A 16,309-nucleotide genomic window follows, 5' to 3' on the forward strand; every position below is an offset into this window, starting at 1 on the left:
TCTGGAGAGAACAGACTATGCGTATCAAATTGGCCCTGATCCCCATGCTGGCGCTCGCCGGCGCCCTGGCCGCGTGCGGCAGCGGCGACACGGGCAACAGCAGCGCGGCGGTCAGCTCCGCCACGCCGGTCCCCACCGTTCCTGCGCCCGCCGGCAAGGCCTGGGTCGACACGATCGGCAGGACCAAGGACGGCGGCTATCTCCAGGGCAATCCCAACGCGCCGATCAAGCTGGTCGAATATGGCTCGCGCAACTGCCCCTATTGCGGACTGTTCGGCCGCACCGCGCCCGAGCCGCTGCGCAAGAACTACATCTCGACCGGCAAGGTCAGCTGGGAGTTCCGCGACTTCCTGATCCACGGCGCGCCCGACCTCGCTGCCGCGCTGCTCAACCAGTGCGTGCCCGACGAGTCCTTCTTCAGCATGCTCGACCAGTTCTTCGAGAACCAGGAGAGCTTCCTCACCCGCACCGAGCAGCTGGTGAAGACCAATCCGCAGCTTGCCCAGCAGCTGCAGCAGCTGCCGCCGCCCCAGGCCGCGGTGGGCTTTGCCGAGCAGCTCGGCATGATCGACTTCATGAAGCAGCGCGGCGTGCCCGAGGCCAAGGCGCGCCAGTGCCTGGGCGACCAGAAGAAGATCGACGAGATCGCCAAGGTCAACGCCGATGCGGCCACCGTGCACGGGGTGAACGGCACGCCGAGCTTCTTCATCAACGGCAAGAAGGTCGATGCCGGCTCGTGGGAACAGCTCGAGCCGCTGCTCAAGGCGGCGGGGGCGCGCTGATCCCCATGACGCTGCGGGGGTAGGCAAGCGTGCAGATCAAACGGCTGCGGCTGACGGGCTTCAAGAGCTTCGTCGACCCGGCTGACCTCCGCATCGAGCCGGGGCTGACGGGGATCGTCGGCCCCAATGGCTGCGGCAAGTCGAACTTGCTCGAAGCACTGCGCTGGGTGATGGGCGAGACCAGCGCCAAGTCGATGCGCGGCGCCGGGATGGAGGACGTGATCTTCGCCGGCACCGCGACTCGCCCGTCGCGTGACTTCGCCGAAGTCTCGATCCTCGCCGACCAGGTGGGCGAGGACGACGAGATGGAAGTCGTCCGCCGCATCGAGCGCGGCGCCGGCTCGGCCTATCGGATCAACGGCCGCGACGTCCGCGCCAAGGACGTCGCCCTGCTCTTCGCCGATTCGGCGACGGGCGCGCATTCGCCGGCGCTGGTCAGCCAGGGGCGGATCGGCGCGATCATCCAGGCCAAGCCGGGCGAGCGCCGCGCGATGCTGGAAGAAGCCGCGGGCATCGCCGGGCTGCACGTCCGCCGCAAGGATGCCGAGCAGCGCCTGCGCGCGACCGAGGCCAATCTCGCCCGGCTCGACGAAGTGATCGGCGACCAGGAGACGCGCGCCGCCCAGCTCAAGCGCCAGGCGCGCCAGGCCGAGCGCTATCGCGAGCTTTCGGACCGGATCCGCGTCGCCGAGGCGCGGATGATCTTCGCGCGCTGGCGCGATGCCGCCGCGGCGGCGGACGCGGCCAAGCAGGAAGCGGCCGCGGCCGCGGCGCTGGTCGCCGAGCGGACCAGCGCGCATGATTCGGCCGTGGCGGTGCAGCAGGCGGCGGCGGAGAAACTCGCCACGCTGCGCGCCGAGGCGCTGGCCGTGCGCGACCGGGCGACCGAGGCGATGCACGGCCTCGCCACGCTGCGCGCGGACAAGGCCGCGGTCGAGCGGCGCATCGCCGAGGTGCGGGATTCGGTGCGCCGGCTGGAGGAGGATCGCGGCCGCGAAGGCGCGCTCGCCCGCGACGCGGCCGAGGCGCTGGCCCGGCTGGAGGAAGAGGCGAAGGCGCTCGACACGCGCATCGCCGAGACGACCGCGCGCATGCCCAATCTGGATGCCGCGCTGGCCGAGGCGGAACGCGCCGCGCGCGATGCCGAGGTGGCGCTGGCCCAGGCGCTGGCGGCGCAGGCGAGCGAAGCCGCCGAAGCACGCGTCGCCGAGGCCGCGCTGGCGGCGGCACGCACCCGGGCGGAACGCGCCGAACGCGATCGGGCACGGATCGATGCCGAGCTGCGGGCGCTGCCCGACCCCGAGCCGCTACAGGCGGAGAAGGCTCGCGCGGCCGAGGCGCGGGCCCAGGCGCTCCGCCAGGCCGAAAGCGCCCGCACCGGCCTGGCCCGCGCCGATGCCGAGGAACGCGCCGCGATCGAGGCGCGCAACCATGCCCAGGCGGCACGCGCCACTGCCCATGCCGAGCTCGCCCAGCTCGACAGCGAAGCCGCCGCGCTGGCCAAGGCGACCCGGCCTTCGGACAAGGACCGGCTGCTCGACAAGCTGAAGGTCGATGCCGGCTATGAGCGCGCGCTGGCGGCGGCGCTGGGCGACGATCTCGAGGCCGGGCTCGATACCGGCGCCGAGCGCTATTGGGCGGGCGCCGAGCCGCGGCCGGGCGATCCTGCCGCGCCGCCGGGCACCGCGCCGCTCGGCGCGCATGTCCGGGCGCCAGCCGGGCTGTCGCGCCGCCTGGCCCAGGTGCTGGTGGCGGAGGCGGATGACGGCCAGCCGCTCGCGGTCGGCCAGCGGCTGGTGACGCTCGGCGGCATGCTGCGCCGCTGGGACGGCTATGTCGCCAGATCGGGCGGCGCGGCGGCGGCGGAGCGGCTGGTGCGAGTCAACCGGCTCGCCGCGATCGAGAAGGCGCGGCCGGCCGCGGTGCGCGCGGTCGAGGGCGCCGATGCCGAGCTGCGCCGGATCGAGGACAATATCGCCGAGGCGCGCCGCGCCGCCGCGGATTGCCGCCGCGTGCTCGACCATGCGGAGAATGCCGGGCGCGAGGCCGGGCGCGCCGAGGACCGGGCCGCCGCCCAGCTCGAACGGCTCGATTCGCAGCGCACCGATCTCGATTCCCGAATCCGCCGCATCGCCGCCGAGCAGGACGAGGCGGCGACCGAGCGCAACCGCGCCGAGGCCGCCAAGGCCGCCCTGCCCGACGGCACCGACACGCGCGCCCGCGTCGCCGCGCTCTCCACCGATGCCGAGGGCAAGCGCGTCGCCGCCGCTTCGGCCCGTGCCGAGCGCGGCACGCTGGAACGCGAGATCGCCGGCGCGCGCGAGCGCCACGCCGCCGCCGGCGCCGAGGCCAGGAGCTGGAAGTCGCGCGCCGGCGAGGCCGCACGGCGCGCCACGGAAATGGACAAGCGCGCGGCCCAGCTCGCCGAGGAAAGCGATGCGCTGGCCGGCCGGCCGGCCCAGCTCGAGGCCCAGCTCGCCGAGGCCGAGGCCGCGACCGAGAAGGCGCGCATCGAAAGCGCCGCCGCCCAGGCCGCCGAGCGCGAGGCCGAGTTGGCGGTGCGCGAGACCGAAGGCGCGGTGCGCGGCGCCAACGAGATCCTCGCCCAGGCGCGCGAGGAACGCGCCGGTGCCGCGGCGCGTGCCGAGAACCAGGAGGCGCGCCGCATCGAGATGGGCCGCATCTCGGGCGAGCGCTTCGAATGCCCGCCGCCGCTGCTGCCCCAGAAAGCCGGGTTCGAGGAAGCCACGGTGCGCACGCCCGAGGACGAATCGACCGCGCACGAACGCCTGAACGCCGAGCGCGAGCGGATCGGGCCGGTGAACCTGGTCGCCGAGACCGAGCTGGCCGAGCTGGAGGCCGCCTTCACCACCAACGCAGCCGAGCGCGACGAGCTGGCCCAGGCGGTGAACCGCCTGCGCGGCTCGATCGGCACGCTCAACCGTGAGGGGCGCCAGCGGCTGCTCGCGGCCTTCGAAGCGGTCGACCAGCATTTCCGCCGGCTGTTCACGACGCTGTTCAACGGCGGCCAGGCGCATCTGGAGCTGATCGATTCCGACGACCCGCTCGAAGCGGGCCTGGAGATCATGGCGCAGCCGCCGGGCAAGAAGCTCCAGTCGCTCACGCTGCTCTCGGGCGGCGAGCAGGCGCTCACCGCCGTCGCGCTGATCTTCGCCCTGTTCCTCACCAATCCCGCGCCGATCTGCGTGCTCGACGAAGTCGACGCGCCGCTCGACGACGCCAATATCGATCGCTTCTGCGACCTGCTCGAGCGGATGACCCAGGAAACCGCGACTCGCTATCTGATCGTCACGCACAATGCCGCGACGATGAGCCGCATGCACCGGCTGTTCGGCGTGACCATGGTGGAGCGCGGCGTGAGCCGGCTGGTCTCGGTCGACCTCGGCGGGGCCGAGAGCCTGTTGGCGGCGGAATGAGCTTCCTGATCGAGGCGGTGCTCCAGGGATGCCTGGAGGCGACGGGCTGGCTCATCGCGAAACGCTTCGGAATGGCCGGCTGCCTGGTGGCGATCCCCGGCATCGCGCTGCCCATCGCCCTTCTCCTCTGGTGGAACCTGTGATCGATACGCGCGTCGAACGGTTCGACAGGATGGGCAACAGGAGGAAATGCATGCGATCGAGCCTTTGGATCGGCATGGCCGTGGCGATGTTCGCCGCCGGCCCGGCCTTCGCCCAGGACAAGCAGCAATCGACCGGCGATCGCGCCGGCGAGATCGCCGAGCAGCCCGCCAAGGATGTCGGCGTGGTCAAGACCAAGATCCCGCCGGTACTCCAGAATGCCGCCGCCGCACCCTACAGCCTGTCGGGCCTGTCGAAATGCACGCGCATCGCAGCGGCGTTCGACGCGCTCGGCGAAGCGCTGGGCCCCGATTTCGTCGGCGGCGTCGATCGCAAGAAGAGCCGCAAGGTCAAGGTCACCGGCGACACCGTGGCCGGGCTGATCGTGCCGTTCCGTGGCATCGTCCGCGAAGTCAGCGGCGCGGCGTCGGCGCAGCGCGCGCTCAACGCCGCGGTCGATGCCGGCTTCGCGCGCCGCGGCTTCCTGCGCGGCGTCTATCAGACGCGCGGCTGCAAGCCGGCGCTGTGATGACAATGGAATAGGGGGAACGCGACGATGTGGAAACGCCTTTTCGGCGGCGGGAAGCAGGCGGAGCCGGCCGAGCCGGCCCCGTCCTTCGAGCCGCACGACCCGCTCGAGGCCGCGCTGATGGCGGCGGCGCGCGACCCCGCCGCGCGCCCCGATTTCGAGCGGATGCTGCTCGAGGCCGAGCTTTACGTCGCCACCCCCGAAGCGCCGGCCGAAGCCAGCGCGCGCACCGTCGGCGCCGGGGAGACGCTGCGCCTCCTCAACGTCGCCGATCCCCAGGGAAATCCGATCCCGGCGATCTTCACCGGCGAGGCGCGGCTGGCCGAGCGCTTCGGCGCAGGAAGCGGCTATGCGCGGCTACCCGCCAAGGTGCTGTTCGAAATGTTCGCGCAGAGCGGCGCCTGGCTGAACCCCGGGCTGGCCTATGGCGTGCTCTGGTCGGCGGACGATCTCGCGCATCTGCTCGGCAAGCCGGTGCGCCGGACCATCGCCAAGGAGACGAAGCTCCTGCTCGGCGCGCCGGCAAAGCGGCCCGAGGCACTGATCCGGAGCATCGCCGCGGCCGTCGCCGATGCTCCCACCGTACAGGAGGCCTGGCTCGCCCTGGCCTATTGGCCCGAAGGCAATGCGAGCTGGTATCTCGACATCCGCAGCACCGCCGAACCCGATGCGATCGCGGCGCTGCTGCACGACATATTGCCGGGCGGCCCGCATGAGGAGATGCCGGTCGATCTCGTCGTCAACGCGCCGGGTTCCGGCCCCGGACACGGCATCCGGCTCAAGCCCGGAGAAGGCCATTGATTCGCCGGCTCGACGCCTTCCCCCGCATCCACCTGTTCGATGCACCGACCCCGATCCAGCGCCTGGCGCGGATCGAGGCGGCGCTGGGGCTTAAGGGCGCACGCCTGTTCGTGAAGCGCGACGACCTGATGGGCCTGGGTGGCGGCGGCAACAAGCTGCGCAAGCTCGAGTTCCTGCTCGGCGCGGCGATCGACCAGGGCTGCGACACCTTCGTCACCACCGGCGCGCGGCAATCCAACCATGCCCGGCTGAGCGCGGCGGCGGCGGCGCGGATGGGCCTCGCCGCCGAGCTGATGCTGACCGACACGGTGCCGCGCGAGGACGAGGCATATCGGCATAACGGCAACCAGCTGCTCGACGGGCTGTTCGGGGCGACGGTGCATCACCTGCCAGGCGGTGCCGATGCGCTGGCGGCGGCGCATGTCCGGGCGGAGGAACTGCGCGCCGCAGGGCGCAAGGCCTATGTCGTCGGCGCGGGCGGATCCTCGCCGGTGGGGGCGCTCGGCTATGTCGCCTGCGCAGACGAGATCCGGGCGCAGGAGGCCGCGCTGGGGCTTTCGTTCGGGACGATCATCGTCGCCAATGGCAGCCATGGCACGCATGCCGGCCTTGTTGCCGGCCTGGCCGCCTCGGGGGACGATCCGCGACGTGTGCTGTCCTTCACCGTGCTGGCAGAGCTTGAGGAAGCGCGGAACCATACGCGAGCCCTGGCGAACGACACGCTGGCGGTGCTTGCCGGCGATCCACTGGAAGGCGACGATATCCGCATCAACGGCTCGCAGCGCGGCGAGGCCTATGGCATCCCGACCGAGGCGATGCTGGCGGCGGTGCGGCTGATGGCGCGGCAGGAAGGGTTGCTGATCGACCCGGTCTATAGCGGCAAGGCGTTCGCCGGCGTGCTGGCGGGGTTGGCCGAGGGGCAGTTCACCGGCGACGTGCTGTTCGTGATGACCGGAGGCACGCCGGGGCTCTACGCGTACCAGCCGGCTTTCGCGGCTTGACCGTCATCCCGGCGAAAGCCGGGATCTCAGGCGATGGCGGGCAAGGAACCGCACGAAATCCCGGCTTTCGCCGGGATGGCGGTTACTGGCCCAATATCCGCCGGTACAGTTCGATGTAGCGGTCCGCCATCGCCTCGACCGAGAAATGCGCCGCCACCCGCGCGCGGCAGGCGGCGCGATCGATCGACTCCACCCGGGCCAGTGCGGTGATCGCGGCGCCTACCGAATCGACCAGGAACCCGGTCTCGCCATCGGCGATCAGCTCGGCCATGCTCCCGCGATCGATCGCGATCACGGGCGTGCCGCAGGCCATGGCCTCGATCACCGAAAGACCGAAGGGTTCGTCGAAATTGATCAGGTGGAGCAGCACCTGCGCCTTGCCCAGCGCGCGCAGCCGCTCGGCGCCGCCGACCGGTCCGTGATAGACGATGTGCGCGTCGAGAAAGGGCGCCACTTCGCGGTCGAAATAACCCTGGTCCTGGATGATGCCATACAGGTTCAGCCGCCGCCCGGTGGCGCGCGCCACATGGACCGCCTCGGCCGCGCCCTTGTCGGGATGCATGCGGCCGAAGAAGAGCAGGTCCTCGCCGCCATCCGCCTCGAAGGGAAATTCGTTCAGACGGATGCCGTGATGGATCGTCGCGGCATAGGTGAGCGCGGGATGCCGGTCGGCCGCGCTGATGGCGACATAATGAACCCTGTTCTCGAACGGCTTGTACATCGGCAGGATGCGCGGGCTGGAGAAGCCGTGGATCGTCGTCACCATCGGCGTGGCGACCAGCCGGGAAAAGGCATGGGCGGGGAAATCGGCCTGGTTGTGGATCAGGTCGAACCGGTCCGCCCGTTCGAAGAGATGCGCGAGATGGGCATATTCCCACACTTTCGCATCGATCCCCGGATCCTCCTCATAGCCGGCGGGCACCACGCCATCGAGCGTGCCGGCGGTGCGCGAATCCAGGGTGGCGAACAGAGTCACGTCGATCCCCCGCGCGACCAGCGCCTCGGTCAGCAGGCTCGTCACCAGCTCCCAGGGCCCATAATGGCGCGGCGGCGTGCGCCAGGCGATCGGGGCGAGCATCGCGATCCTCATCCCAGGACATAGCCTTCGTCGGGCCCGAGCAGCGCGGGATCGGTGCCGCCGCGCGCCGCGGCGAGCACGCGGAACCCCTCGGCCCATTCGGGAATGGCGAAGCCCTGGGGCCGGCCGCCAAGATTGAGCACCACCAGCAGCCGGTCCTGCCCGAGCCGGCGCTCCCAGGCGAGCAGATCGCCGCCCGCGTCCACCGGATGATAGTCGCCGAGCCGCAGCGCGGGGTGGGCATGGCGCAGGCGCAGCAGCTTCTGGGTGAGGCGCCACATCGATGCGGGGTCGTCGCGCTGCGCGGCGACGTTGCGCGCCAGCCAGTCGGGATGGAGCGGCAGCCACGGATCGGCGGCGCTGAACCCGGCGTTCGGCGAATCGTCCCAGGCCATCGGCGTGCGCACCGGATCGCGGCCCAGCCCGATGCCGGGATCGTTCAGCTCGCGCGGGTCGCGGATCAGGTCGGGCGGGATCGCCACGTCCTCCATGCCGATCTCGTCACCATAATAGAGTGTCGGCGTGCCGCGCAACGTGAGGAGCAGCATCATCGCGACGCGCGCCTGCGCTGGGCCGACTCGCGTGGCGATGCGCGGGCGATCGTGATTGCCGAGCACCCAATTGGGCCATCCGCCCGGCGGCAGCGCGCCTTCATAGGCATCGATCATCGCGGCCAGGCCGCGCGCATTCCATTCCGCGCCGATCAGCTGGAAGTTGAAGGGCAGGTGCACGCCCGGCCGCTCGGCCGTTCCGTAATAGCCGACCAGCCTGGGCACCGGCAGGTAGATCTCGCCGATCAGCACGCGGGCGCCGAACCGGTCGGCGATCGCGCGCATCTCGGCGGCGATGTCATGGACCTCGGGCTGATCGGCCGAATGGAGCTGGTGGACGCGGGTATAGTCGGGCTCGCCCGGCCGCCACGCGGTGTTCACCGGATTGTCGGGCAGGTCGGCATGCTTGACCAGGTGCCACAGCACGTCGATCCGGAAGCCGTCGACTCCGCGCGCGAACCAGAAGCGCAGCACGTCCATCATCGCGGCGCGCACCGCCGGGTTTCGCCAGTTGAGGTCGGGCTGCTCCTTTAGAAAGGCGTGGTAATAATATTGGCCGGTCGCCGCGTCCCATTCCCAGGCGGAGCCGCCGAAATCGCTGATCCAGTTGTTGGGTGGTCCGCCGCCCGGCCCGGCATCGCGCCAGATGTACCAGTCGCGCTTGGGATTGTCGCGCGATGCGCGGCTCTCCTCGAACCAGGGGTGCGCGCTGGAACTGTGGTTGGGCACCAGGTCGAGCAGCAGGCGGATGCCCCGCGCATGCGCCGCCGCGAGCAGCGCGTCGAAATCCTCGAGCGTGCCGAAGCGCGGATCGATGTCGCGATAATCGGCGACGTCATAGCCGAAATCGGCCATCGGCGAGGGGAAGACCGGCGAGATCCAGATCGCGTCGATGCCAAGCGCCCGCAGATCATCGAGCCGGCGCTCGATGCCTCTCAGGTCGCCGATGCCATCGCCGTCCGAATCCTGGAAGGAGCGCGGATAGACCTGGTAGACGACCGCCGATTTCCACCATTCGCTCAACGGAAGCGCTCCTTCGCGATGCGGGTGATCCGGCAGGCGAGATCGGCCTCGCCGCTGGCGACGATATAATGGTCACCGGCCTCGGCGACGCCGGTGGTGAACACCACCGGGCTGGGCAGATAGAGCTGGTGCGCGATCGGAGCGGTGAGCGCCGGATTGGCCTCGAGCAGCGGGGTTCCGTCTTCCAGCCGCAGGATCCTGGAGGGATCGTCGCGGTCGAGCAGCGCCCAGAAGCTGCGATAGACGCCGACCGCGCCCTGCTTCTCGACGCCGTGATAGATCAGCAGCCAGCCCGCGGGCGTGAGCACCGGCTGGCTGCCGCCGCCGATCCGCTGGGTGGCGCTGGTGCCCTTGCGCGCGCGGATGCCGGGCGTGTCGAGCGGCTTCCAGTGCAGCCCGTCGGGCGACTGGGCCATGTTGATCGACGGGCCGCCCAGCCAGGGGCTGTCCTCGGGATAGGCGAAATAGACTTCGCCGAGCGGCCGGGTGAGCGCCATGTACTTGCCGCCCGGCCTGCCCTCGAACAGGACCATGTCCTTGTTCTGGTGATCGAGCACCACGCCGAGCAGCTTGTAGTCGAGCCCGTTCACCGAATGATACATCGCGGTGCAGTGGCGCTCGGCCGAAACCCCGCACACGGTCATCCACCAGCTGCCGCCGACCAGGCTGATCCGGGCATCCTCCACGCCATAGTCCATGAACGCGGCCGAGGGCTGGATCGCCTTGTCGTAGTGGATCTTCACGATCCGGGCGGCGTCGGGCCCGAGCTCGACCGGAAGCAGCCAGGACAGCGAAGTGAGGCCGAGCAGGCGCGGATTGCGGTCCTTCAAGGCGAACTGGCGCGGATCGTCCATGTCGATCCCGGCGACCGGGTGGCGATCGAGGACATAGCCTTGCGGCGTCCAGCGGATCGCCCGGGCATGATCGCCGTCCACCGGATCGCGCAGCGCCTCCGCCACGCGGACCATCAGCAGCAGATTGCCCCCGGGCAGCCGCGCCAAGCCGGGGTTGAAGGCACCGAGCACATAGGTCGCCTCCCGCACGCCCTTGCGCAGGGGCGAGCGGGTGAGGTCGATATCATCGGGGCGGAAGATCAGGAAATCATCGTCCGGCACAGTGCCCTCCCTACCAGGCCCGCGAACGCGGCACGATCGGCAATCGTTCCGCGCTTGTCGAGCAGGGGATCTCCCGCCAGGATCGGCCGAGGGGGGAAGATGGAAATTGGCGATGGCATCGCGGCGCCGGGCATTGGCGGGGGCGCCGATTTCCCGACGGATCCGGTGATCTTTCCGAGCGGCGACGCAAGGGCGATCCGCCGCGCCTATGCCGCCGCGCTCAAGGCAATCGATGTCGAGGCCGATCCGCGAGCGTTCGTCACGCTGCGCGAGGCCTATGAGGCGGCGCTCGCGGCAGCGGAACGCGCGCCGGCGCCTGCCGCGCCGATCGCCGCGCCGCGCGACCGGGCCGAGGCCGCGCTGCTCCAGCTCGAACGGGCGCTGCGCCACGATCCCAGCGGCGCCGGCACCGCGCTGGATATCCTGCTCGAACCCGCGCTGGTGGACGATATCGATGCGGCGATGATCGTCGAGCCCTGGCTCGCCGCGTTGCTGCTGGACACCGTTCCGCAATCCACCGGCATGCTCGGCCGGGTGATTGCGGCCTTTGGCTGGGACGTGCGCGATCCCGAATCCGGCACGATCGACCGGATCCTCCAGCTGAACCGAGTCGCGCAGGCGGCCCGGGCGCATCAGGCCAGGCCGGACCCGATCCTCGCACTGCTGCGCGCGCCGTTCACGCCGCCGGACCGCCATGTGGGAAAGCGGCTGGCCGGGGATGTGCGCAAGTGGCTGGAACATGCCGATCGCCACCCGCACCGCCTCGCCGAGGTCGATCCCGAAGCGCGCGCCTGGTGGGAAGCGCATGCCGAGCGACCCCGGCCATGGATCGAGGCGATCAAGGTCGCCGGCTGGAGCTTCCTGTTCGCCGCTGCCGCGATCCTGCTCGATCCGGGAATCGCGTTCGGCGCATGGCTCGCCCTGCTGGCGGGCGCGGCGATGGCCGCCGCCGCGCTGAGCGCGCTCAGGGTGCCGCTGCGCCGGCTCCGGCCAGCCGGCGCGCGGCTGGCGGCCAATGAAGTGCTCGCGCTCGCGGCGCTGCTCCTGCTGCCTGGCGTGACGCCGTTCGTCGCCCAGGAGCTCGGGGCCGCGATCGGCATCGGGCTGCTCGGCGCCGTGCTGATGCTGGCGATCGCGGAGCCTGCCCAAGGCCCGGAAGCCGCCGACCGCTTCCACCGCATGCTGGCACCCGGGCTCGCGCCACTGCTCTGGCTGGTGCTGTTGCTGCTCCAGGCGCGGAGCGCTGCCGCGATAATCGGCAGCGTCGCGATGCTCCTCGCCGCGCTCGGCAGCTTCCGGGCCTTTGACCGGGTGCAGGCTGCGCTGGCCGGATCGGAGCCGCTGCGCCGCAGCGCCGGCCTGGCGGTGGCGGTGCCTGCCCTGGCGCTGCTCGCGACGCTGCTGCTTTATCCGGCGCCGGCGCTGCTGATGCCGCTGGCGGCGGCCACGGCCCTGTTGCTGCTGCCGCAGCACCTGCTGATCGTCACCGACGGCCGCGAGATGATCACCAGCCCCGTCACCTGGATCGTCGCTGCCGCGATCGCGGTGACGCCCGCGCTGTTCCCGTCGGACACCGCGCCCTGGATCCCGCGCTGGCTGCCGATCCTCGTCAACGCGCTGATCGCCTGGCGCGCGCTACGCCATCTCCGGCCGCGCTACGCCCTGCACCTCTAGGCGCCGTCTCGCAGCTGCTCGTGGTGCCGGATCACTTCGTCGATGATGAAGCGCAGGAACTTCTCGGAAAATTCCGGATCGAGGTCCGCCGTCTTGGCCAGCTCGCGCAGCCGGGCGATCTGGCGCTCCTCGCGGCCCGGATCGGCCGGCGGCAACCCGGATTCCGCCTTGTAGCGCCCCACCGCCTGCGTCACCTTGAAGCGCTCGGCGAGCAGGAACACGAGCGCGGCATCGATATTGTCGATGCTCTGGCGATAGCGGTTGAGAGTCTCGTCGGCCATGGCCGGCCTTTTGCGCATAGCCGTAAGGTCACGCAAGCCTTGCCTTTGCGCGCCGCACCCGCCAGAGGCTTTGCCCATGAGCGCCACGATCCATCGCCTCAGCGGCGGCCCCGCCCCTTCGCTCGACCCGATGATGGCGCTGGTCGCCCAGGACATGAACCTGGTCAACGCAGTGATCCTCGATCGCATGCAGTCCGAGATTCCGCTGATCCCGGAGCTGGCCGGCCATCTGATCGCCGGCGGCGGCAAGCGGATGCGCCCGATGCTCACGCTGGCGAGCGCCAGGCTGCTCGGCTATTCGGGCGCTCGCCACCACCGGCTCGCCGCCGCAGTCGAGTTCATCCACACCGCGACGCTGCTGCACGACGACGTGGTCGACGGCTCCGACCTGCGCCGCGGCCGCCGCACCGCCAACATCATCTGGGGCAATCCGGCGAGCGTGCTGGTCGGCGACTTCCTCTTCTCGCGCTCGTTCGAGCTGATGGTCGAGGACGGCAGCCTCAAGGTGCTCAAGATCCTGAGCAACGCCTCGGCCGTGATCGCCGAGGGCGAAGTCAACCAGCTCACCGCCGTCCGCCGGATCGACCTGGCCGAGGAGCGCTATCTCGACATCATCGGCGCCAAGACGGCCGCCCTGTTCGCCGCCGCCTGCAAGATCGCCGCGGTGGTGGCCGAGCGTTCGGAAACCGAGGAAGCGGCGCTCGACGCCTATGGCCGCAATCTCGGCATCGCCTTCCAGCTGGTCGACGACGCGATCGATTATGTCTCGGACGCGGGCACGATGGGCAAGGACGCGGGCGACGATTTCCGCGAGGGCAAGATGACCCTGCCGGTCATCCTCGCCTATGCCCGGGGCGACGCGGCGGCCCGCGCCTTCTGGAAGGACGCGATCGCCGGCCATCGCACCTCGGACGAGGATTTCGCCGAGGCGATCCGGCTGGTCCAGGCGAGCCGCTCGGTCGACGACACGCTGGCCCGGGCCCGCCATTACGGCCAGCGCGCGATCGACGCGCTGGGCGGCTTCGCGACGGGCGCGGCCAAGGATGCGATGATCGAGGCAGTGGAGTTCGCAGTCGCCCGGGCCTATTGAGGCTCAGTCGTCCTCGGGCTCCGCATCGTCGTCGTCGTCATCGCCGGCGAGCGCATCTTCCCCCTCGTCGTCGATCACTTCCTCGATCGCCTCCACGATCAGATCGAGCTGCTCGAAGCTGGCGGTGAACTCCAGCGTCTCGCCGTCGTCGTCCTCCAGATGCAGCGTATAGTCGCCATCGCTGTCGGGGGTGATGCTGAACTGTGCCAGGGTTCTCGCCATGTCTTCGCTCCTCAGGCTTCGCTTGCGCCAAACCCGGCTTCGGGGAATTGGTTGCGCGTGATGCGTGAGACACTGCCGATCCAGTCCGTCCTGCCCGCCCTGCTCGCCGCGTTGCGCGCGGGCAGCAACGCCGTGCTGGTCGCCCCGCCGGGCGCGGGCAAGACGACGGCGGTGGCCCCGGCGCTGCTGGGCGAGGACTGGTGCGGCGGCGAGGTGCTGCTGCTCTCCCCGCGCAGGCTGGCCGCACGCGCGGCGGGCGAGCGGATGGCGGCGCTGGCGGGGGAGAGCGTCGGCCAGACCTTCGGCTATGCCACCCGGATGGACAGCAGGCGTTCGGCGGCAACGCGCGTGACGGTGGTGACGGAAGGGATTTTCGTCAATCGCATCCAGGCCGATCCCGAGCTGGCGGGCATCTCCGCCGTGCTGTTCGACGAAGTGCACGAACGCAGCCTCGACAGCGATTTCGGGCTGGCATTGGCGCTCGACGCCCAGGCGGCGCTGCGGCCGGACCTGCGGCTGGTCGCGATGTCGGCGACGCTCGACGGGACGCGCTTCTCGGGCCTGATGGGCGATGCGCCCGTGGTGGAGAGCGAAGGGCGCAGCTGGCCGCTGGAGCTGCGCCATCTGGGCCGCGCCGCCGATGCCCGGATCGAGGAATCGGTGGCGGCCGCGATCCGCACGGCGCTGCGCGAGGCCGAGGGCGGCGTGCTCGCCTTTCTGCCGGGCGTCGCCGAGATCGAGCGGACGGCCGAGCGGATCGGCGACGTGCCCGGCGCGGTGGTCCACAAGCTCCATGGCAGCCTGGAGCCGGGCGCCCAGCGCGCCGCGATCGCGCCCGACCCCGAGGGCCGGCGCAAGATCGTGCTGGCTACCGCGATCGCCGAGACTTCGCTCACGCTCGACGGCATTCGCGTGGTGGTGGATTCGGGCCTCGCCCGCCGGCCACGCTACGACCGCGCCGCCGGCATGACCCGGCTGGTCACGGAGCGCGCCAGCCAGGCGGCGGTCACCCAGCGGGCCGGCCGCGCCGCGCGCCAGGGTCCGGGCACCGCCTATCGGCTGTGGGAGGAAGCGGCGACCGCGGGCCTGCCGCGCTTCGACCCGCCGGAGATACTCGAAGCCGATCTCTCGGCGCTGGTGCTCGATTGCGCGCTATGGGGCGTGCAGGATCCGCGCGACCTGAACTGGCTCGACTCGCCGCCCGACGCCGCAATATCCGAGGCGCGCGCGCGGCTGAACAGTCTCGAGGCGCTGGACGAAGACGGCCGCCCGACCGCGCATGGCAAGGCGATCGCCGGCCTGCCGCTGCCGCCGCGGCTCGGCCATATGCTGGTCCGCGCCGCCGAGCGCGGCATGGCGCGCACCGCCGCGGAAGTCGCGGTGCTGCTCGGCGAGCGTGGCCTTGGCGGCAATGACGCCGATCTGGAGCTGCGCTTGCGCCGCTGGCGGAACGAGCGCGGCCCGCGCGCGGAAAATGCGCGACGGCTGGCGCAGCGCTGGGCGCGCCTTCTCCCTCTTCCCGCTGGCGGGGAGAGGGCTGGGGAAAGGGGCATGGGCCGCGAGCCTGCCGGACTCCCCCTCTCGCCGGCCCCCTCCCCTGAAGGAGAGAGGGAGCAGGAAATCGCCGCCTGCGTCGCCCTCGCCTTTCCCGATCGCATCGCCCGGCGCCGCGACGCATCGGGCGAGACCTGGGCCTCGGCCGGCGGGCGCGGGTTCAGGCTCGACGCGACATCCTCGCTCGCCCGCGCCGAATGGCTCGCGGTCGCCGAGACCCAGGGCATGGCCGCCGGCGCCCGCATCCTCTCCGCCGCGCCGATCGATCCGGCCGAAGTGGAGGCGCTGTTCGCCGATCGCATCGAAACCCGGCGCAGCGTGCGCTTCGATCCTGCCACCGGCCGGATCGAGGCGCTTCGCGAACGCAGGCTTGGCGCGATCCGCCTGTCCAGCGGTCCCGATGCCGCCGCCGATGCCGCCGAGATCGAGAAGGCGCTGCTCGAAGGCGTGCGCGAGCATGGCCTGGCGCTGCTGCCCTGGTCCGACACTGCCAGGGCGCTGCGCACCCGCGCCGCCTATGCCGGGAATGATTCGCTCTCCGACGCGCGCCTGCTTGCCGAGCTCGATGCATGGCTGCCTGGCCTGCTCGCCGGCAAGCGCCGGCTCGACGCGGTCGAGGGGCTCACCAATGCGCTGAACAACCTGCTCGGCTGGGACGGCCAGAAGACGCTCGACCGGCTGGCCCCGGCGCGCTTCGAGACGCCCGAGGGCTCGAGCTATGCGATCGACTATGCCGCGGAAGGCGGCCCGACGGTGGAGGTGCGGGTCCAGGCACTCTATGGCCTCGACCGGCATCCGACGCTGGGCGACGGCACGCCGCTCGTGCTCAGCCTCACTTCGCCCGCCGGCCGGCCGATCCAGACCACGCGCGACCTGCCCGGTTTCTGGAAAGGCAGCTGGGCCGCGGTCGCCAAGGAGATGCGCGGGCGCTATCCCCGGCATCCCTGGCCCGAGGATCCAGCCGCCGCCTCGGCCACGCTGCGGACGAAAAAGGCAGATGCAAGGGCCGCCGGCCCGCGCTAAGGGACGT

14 protein-coding genes are annotated in these 16,309 nt (G+C 71.1%); 9 read left to right on the forward strand and 5 right to left on the reverse strand.

The window, feature by feature from the left end:
• Window positions 1-17 precede the first annotated feature (17 nt).
• Genes ACIQCS_RS08210 through ACIQCS_RS08235 form a run of 6 tightly spaced genes read left to right on the forward strand, consistent with a single transcriptional unit; the run spans window position 18 to window position 6,691 of the window.
• The gene (locus ACIQCS_RS08210; RefSeq protein ID WP_345849717.1) at window positions 18-782 is read left to right on the forward strand and encodes a thioredoxin domain-containing protein; all 765 of its coding nucleotides are present in this window, start codon (window positions 18-20) and stop codon (window positions 780-782) included.
• A 29-nt stretch (window positions 783-811) separates the two neighbouring features.
• Entirely contained in the window at window positions 812-4,219 is a 3,408-nt protein-coding gene (locus ACIQCS_RS08215; protein WP_345849716.1) for an AAA family ATPase, read from the forward strand.
• Window positions 4,216-4,362, forward strand: a complete 147-nt coding sequence (locus ACIQCS_RS08220) for a hypothetical protein (protein ID WP_345849715.1) — start codon at window positions 4,216-4,218, stop codon at window positions 4,360-4,362. The genes ACIQCS_RS08215 and ACIQCS_RS08220 overlap by 4 nt, the downstream gene beginning before the upstream one ends.
• A 50-nt stretch (window positions 4,363-4,412) precedes the next feature.
• On the forward strand, window positions 4,413-4,889 hold the full coding sequence (locus tag ACIQCS_RS08225; RefSeq protein ID WP_345849714.1) for a hypothetical protein: 477 nt from the start codon (window positions 4,413-4,415) through the stop codon (window positions 4,887-4,889).
• 27 nt (window positions 4,890-4,916) lie between these two features.
• Window positions 4,917-5,690 (forward strand): enhanced serine sensitivity protein SseB C-terminal domain-containing protein, encoded by a 774-nt coding sequence (locus ACIQCS_RS08230; protein ID WP_345849713.1) that lies wholly within the window; start codon window positions 4,917-4,919, stop codon window positions 5,688-5,690.
• Window positions 5,687-6,691, forward strand: coding sequence for a D-cysteine desulfhydrase family protein (locus ACIQCS_RS08235; protein ID WP_345849712.1), 1,005 nt, complete (start codon window positions 5,687-5,689; stop codon window positions 6,689-6,691). Before ACIQCS_RS08230 ends, ACIQCS_RS08235 begins: the two co-directional genes overlap by 4 nt.
• 82 nt (window positions 6,692-6,773) lie before the next feature.
• Here ACIQCS_RS08235 and ACIQCS_RS08240 read toward each other — a convergent pair whose 3' ends face one another.
• The 3 genes from ACIQCS_RS08240 to ACIQCS_RS08250 are packed head-to-tail and all read right to left on the reverse strand — an operon-like array spanning window position 6,774 to window position 10,458.
• Window positions 6,774-7,781 (reverse strand): glycosyltransferase family 4 protein, encoded by a 1,008-nt coding sequence (locus ACIQCS_RS08240; protein WP_345849711.1) that lies wholly within the window; start codon window positions 7,779-7,781, stop codon window positions 6,774-6,776.
• Entirely contained in the window at window positions 7,778-9,343 is a 1,566-nt protein-coding gene (locus tag ACIQCS_RS08245; RefSeq protein WP_345849710.1) for an alpha-amylase family glycosyl hydrolase, read from the reverse strand. Before ACIQCS_RS08245 ends, ACIQCS_RS08240 begins: the two co-directional genes overlap by 4 nt.
• Window positions 9,340-10,458, reverse strand: a complete 1,119-nt coding sequence (locus ACIQCS_RS08250; RefSeq protein ID WP_345849709.1) for a glycosidase — start codon at window positions 10,456-10,458, stop codon at window positions 9,340-9,342. The genes ACIQCS_RS08245 and ACIQCS_RS08250 overlap by 4 nt, the downstream gene beginning before the upstream one ends.
• A 99-nt stretch (window positions 10,459-10,557) precedes the next feature.
• On the opposite strand from ACIQCS_RS08250, the gene ACIQCS_RS08255 reads away from it, so the two are divergent.
• Window positions 10,558-12,132 carry a hypothetical protein gene (locus ACIQCS_RS08255; protein ID WP_345849708.1) on the forward strand — a complete coding sequence of 525 codons (1,575 nt, stop codon included), beginning with the start codon at window positions 10,558-10,560 and terminating at the stop codon, window positions 12,130-12,132.
• On the opposite strand, the gene ACIQCS_RS08260 is transcribed toward ACIQCS_RS08255, so the two are convergent.
• Window positions 12,129-12,413, reverse strand: coding sequence for a chorismate mutase (locus ACIQCS_RS08260; RefSeq protein ID WP_280277752.1), 285 nt, complete (start codon window positions 12,411-12,413; stop codon window positions 12,129-12,131). The two genes, ACIQCS_RS08255 and ACIQCS_RS08260, sit on opposite strands and share 4 nt — an antisense overlap.
• A gap of 76 nt (window positions 12,414-12,489) precedes the next feature.
• Here ACIQCS_RS08260 and ACIQCS_RS08265 point away from each other — a divergent pair, with 76 nt between their 5' ends.
• Window positions 12,490-13,503, forward strand: coding sequence for a polyprenyl synthetase family protein (locus ACIQCS_RS08265; protein ID WP_345849707.1), 1,014 nt, complete (start codon window positions 12,490-12,492; stop codon window positions 13,501-13,503).
• Between the two features lie 3 nt (window positions 13,504-13,506).
• Here the strand turns inward: ACIQCS_RS08265 and ACIQCS_RS08270 are convergent, their stop codons facing one another.
• Window positions 13,507-13,725 (reverse strand): hypothetical protein, encoded by a 219-nt coding sequence (locus tag ACIQCS_RS08270; protein WP_345849706.1) that lies wholly within the window; start codon window positions 13,723-13,725, stop codon window positions 13,507-13,509.
• Between the two features lie 60 nt (window positions 13,726-13,785).
• On the opposite strand from ACIQCS_RS08270, the gene hrpB reads away from it, so the two are divergent.
• Window positions 13,786-16,302, forward strand: coding sequence for an ATP-dependent helicase HrpB (gene hrpB, locus ACIQCS_RS08275; protein WP_345849705.1), 2,517 nt, complete (start codon window positions 13,786-13,788; stop codon window positions 16,300-16,302).
• Window positions 16,303-16,309 lie beyond the last annotated feature (7 nt).

The organism is Sphingomonas sp. NPDC092440, assembly GCF_044754985.1.
Lineage (GTDB): Bacteria > Pseudomonadota > Alphaproteobacteria > Sphingomonadales > Sphingomonadaceae > Sphingomonas.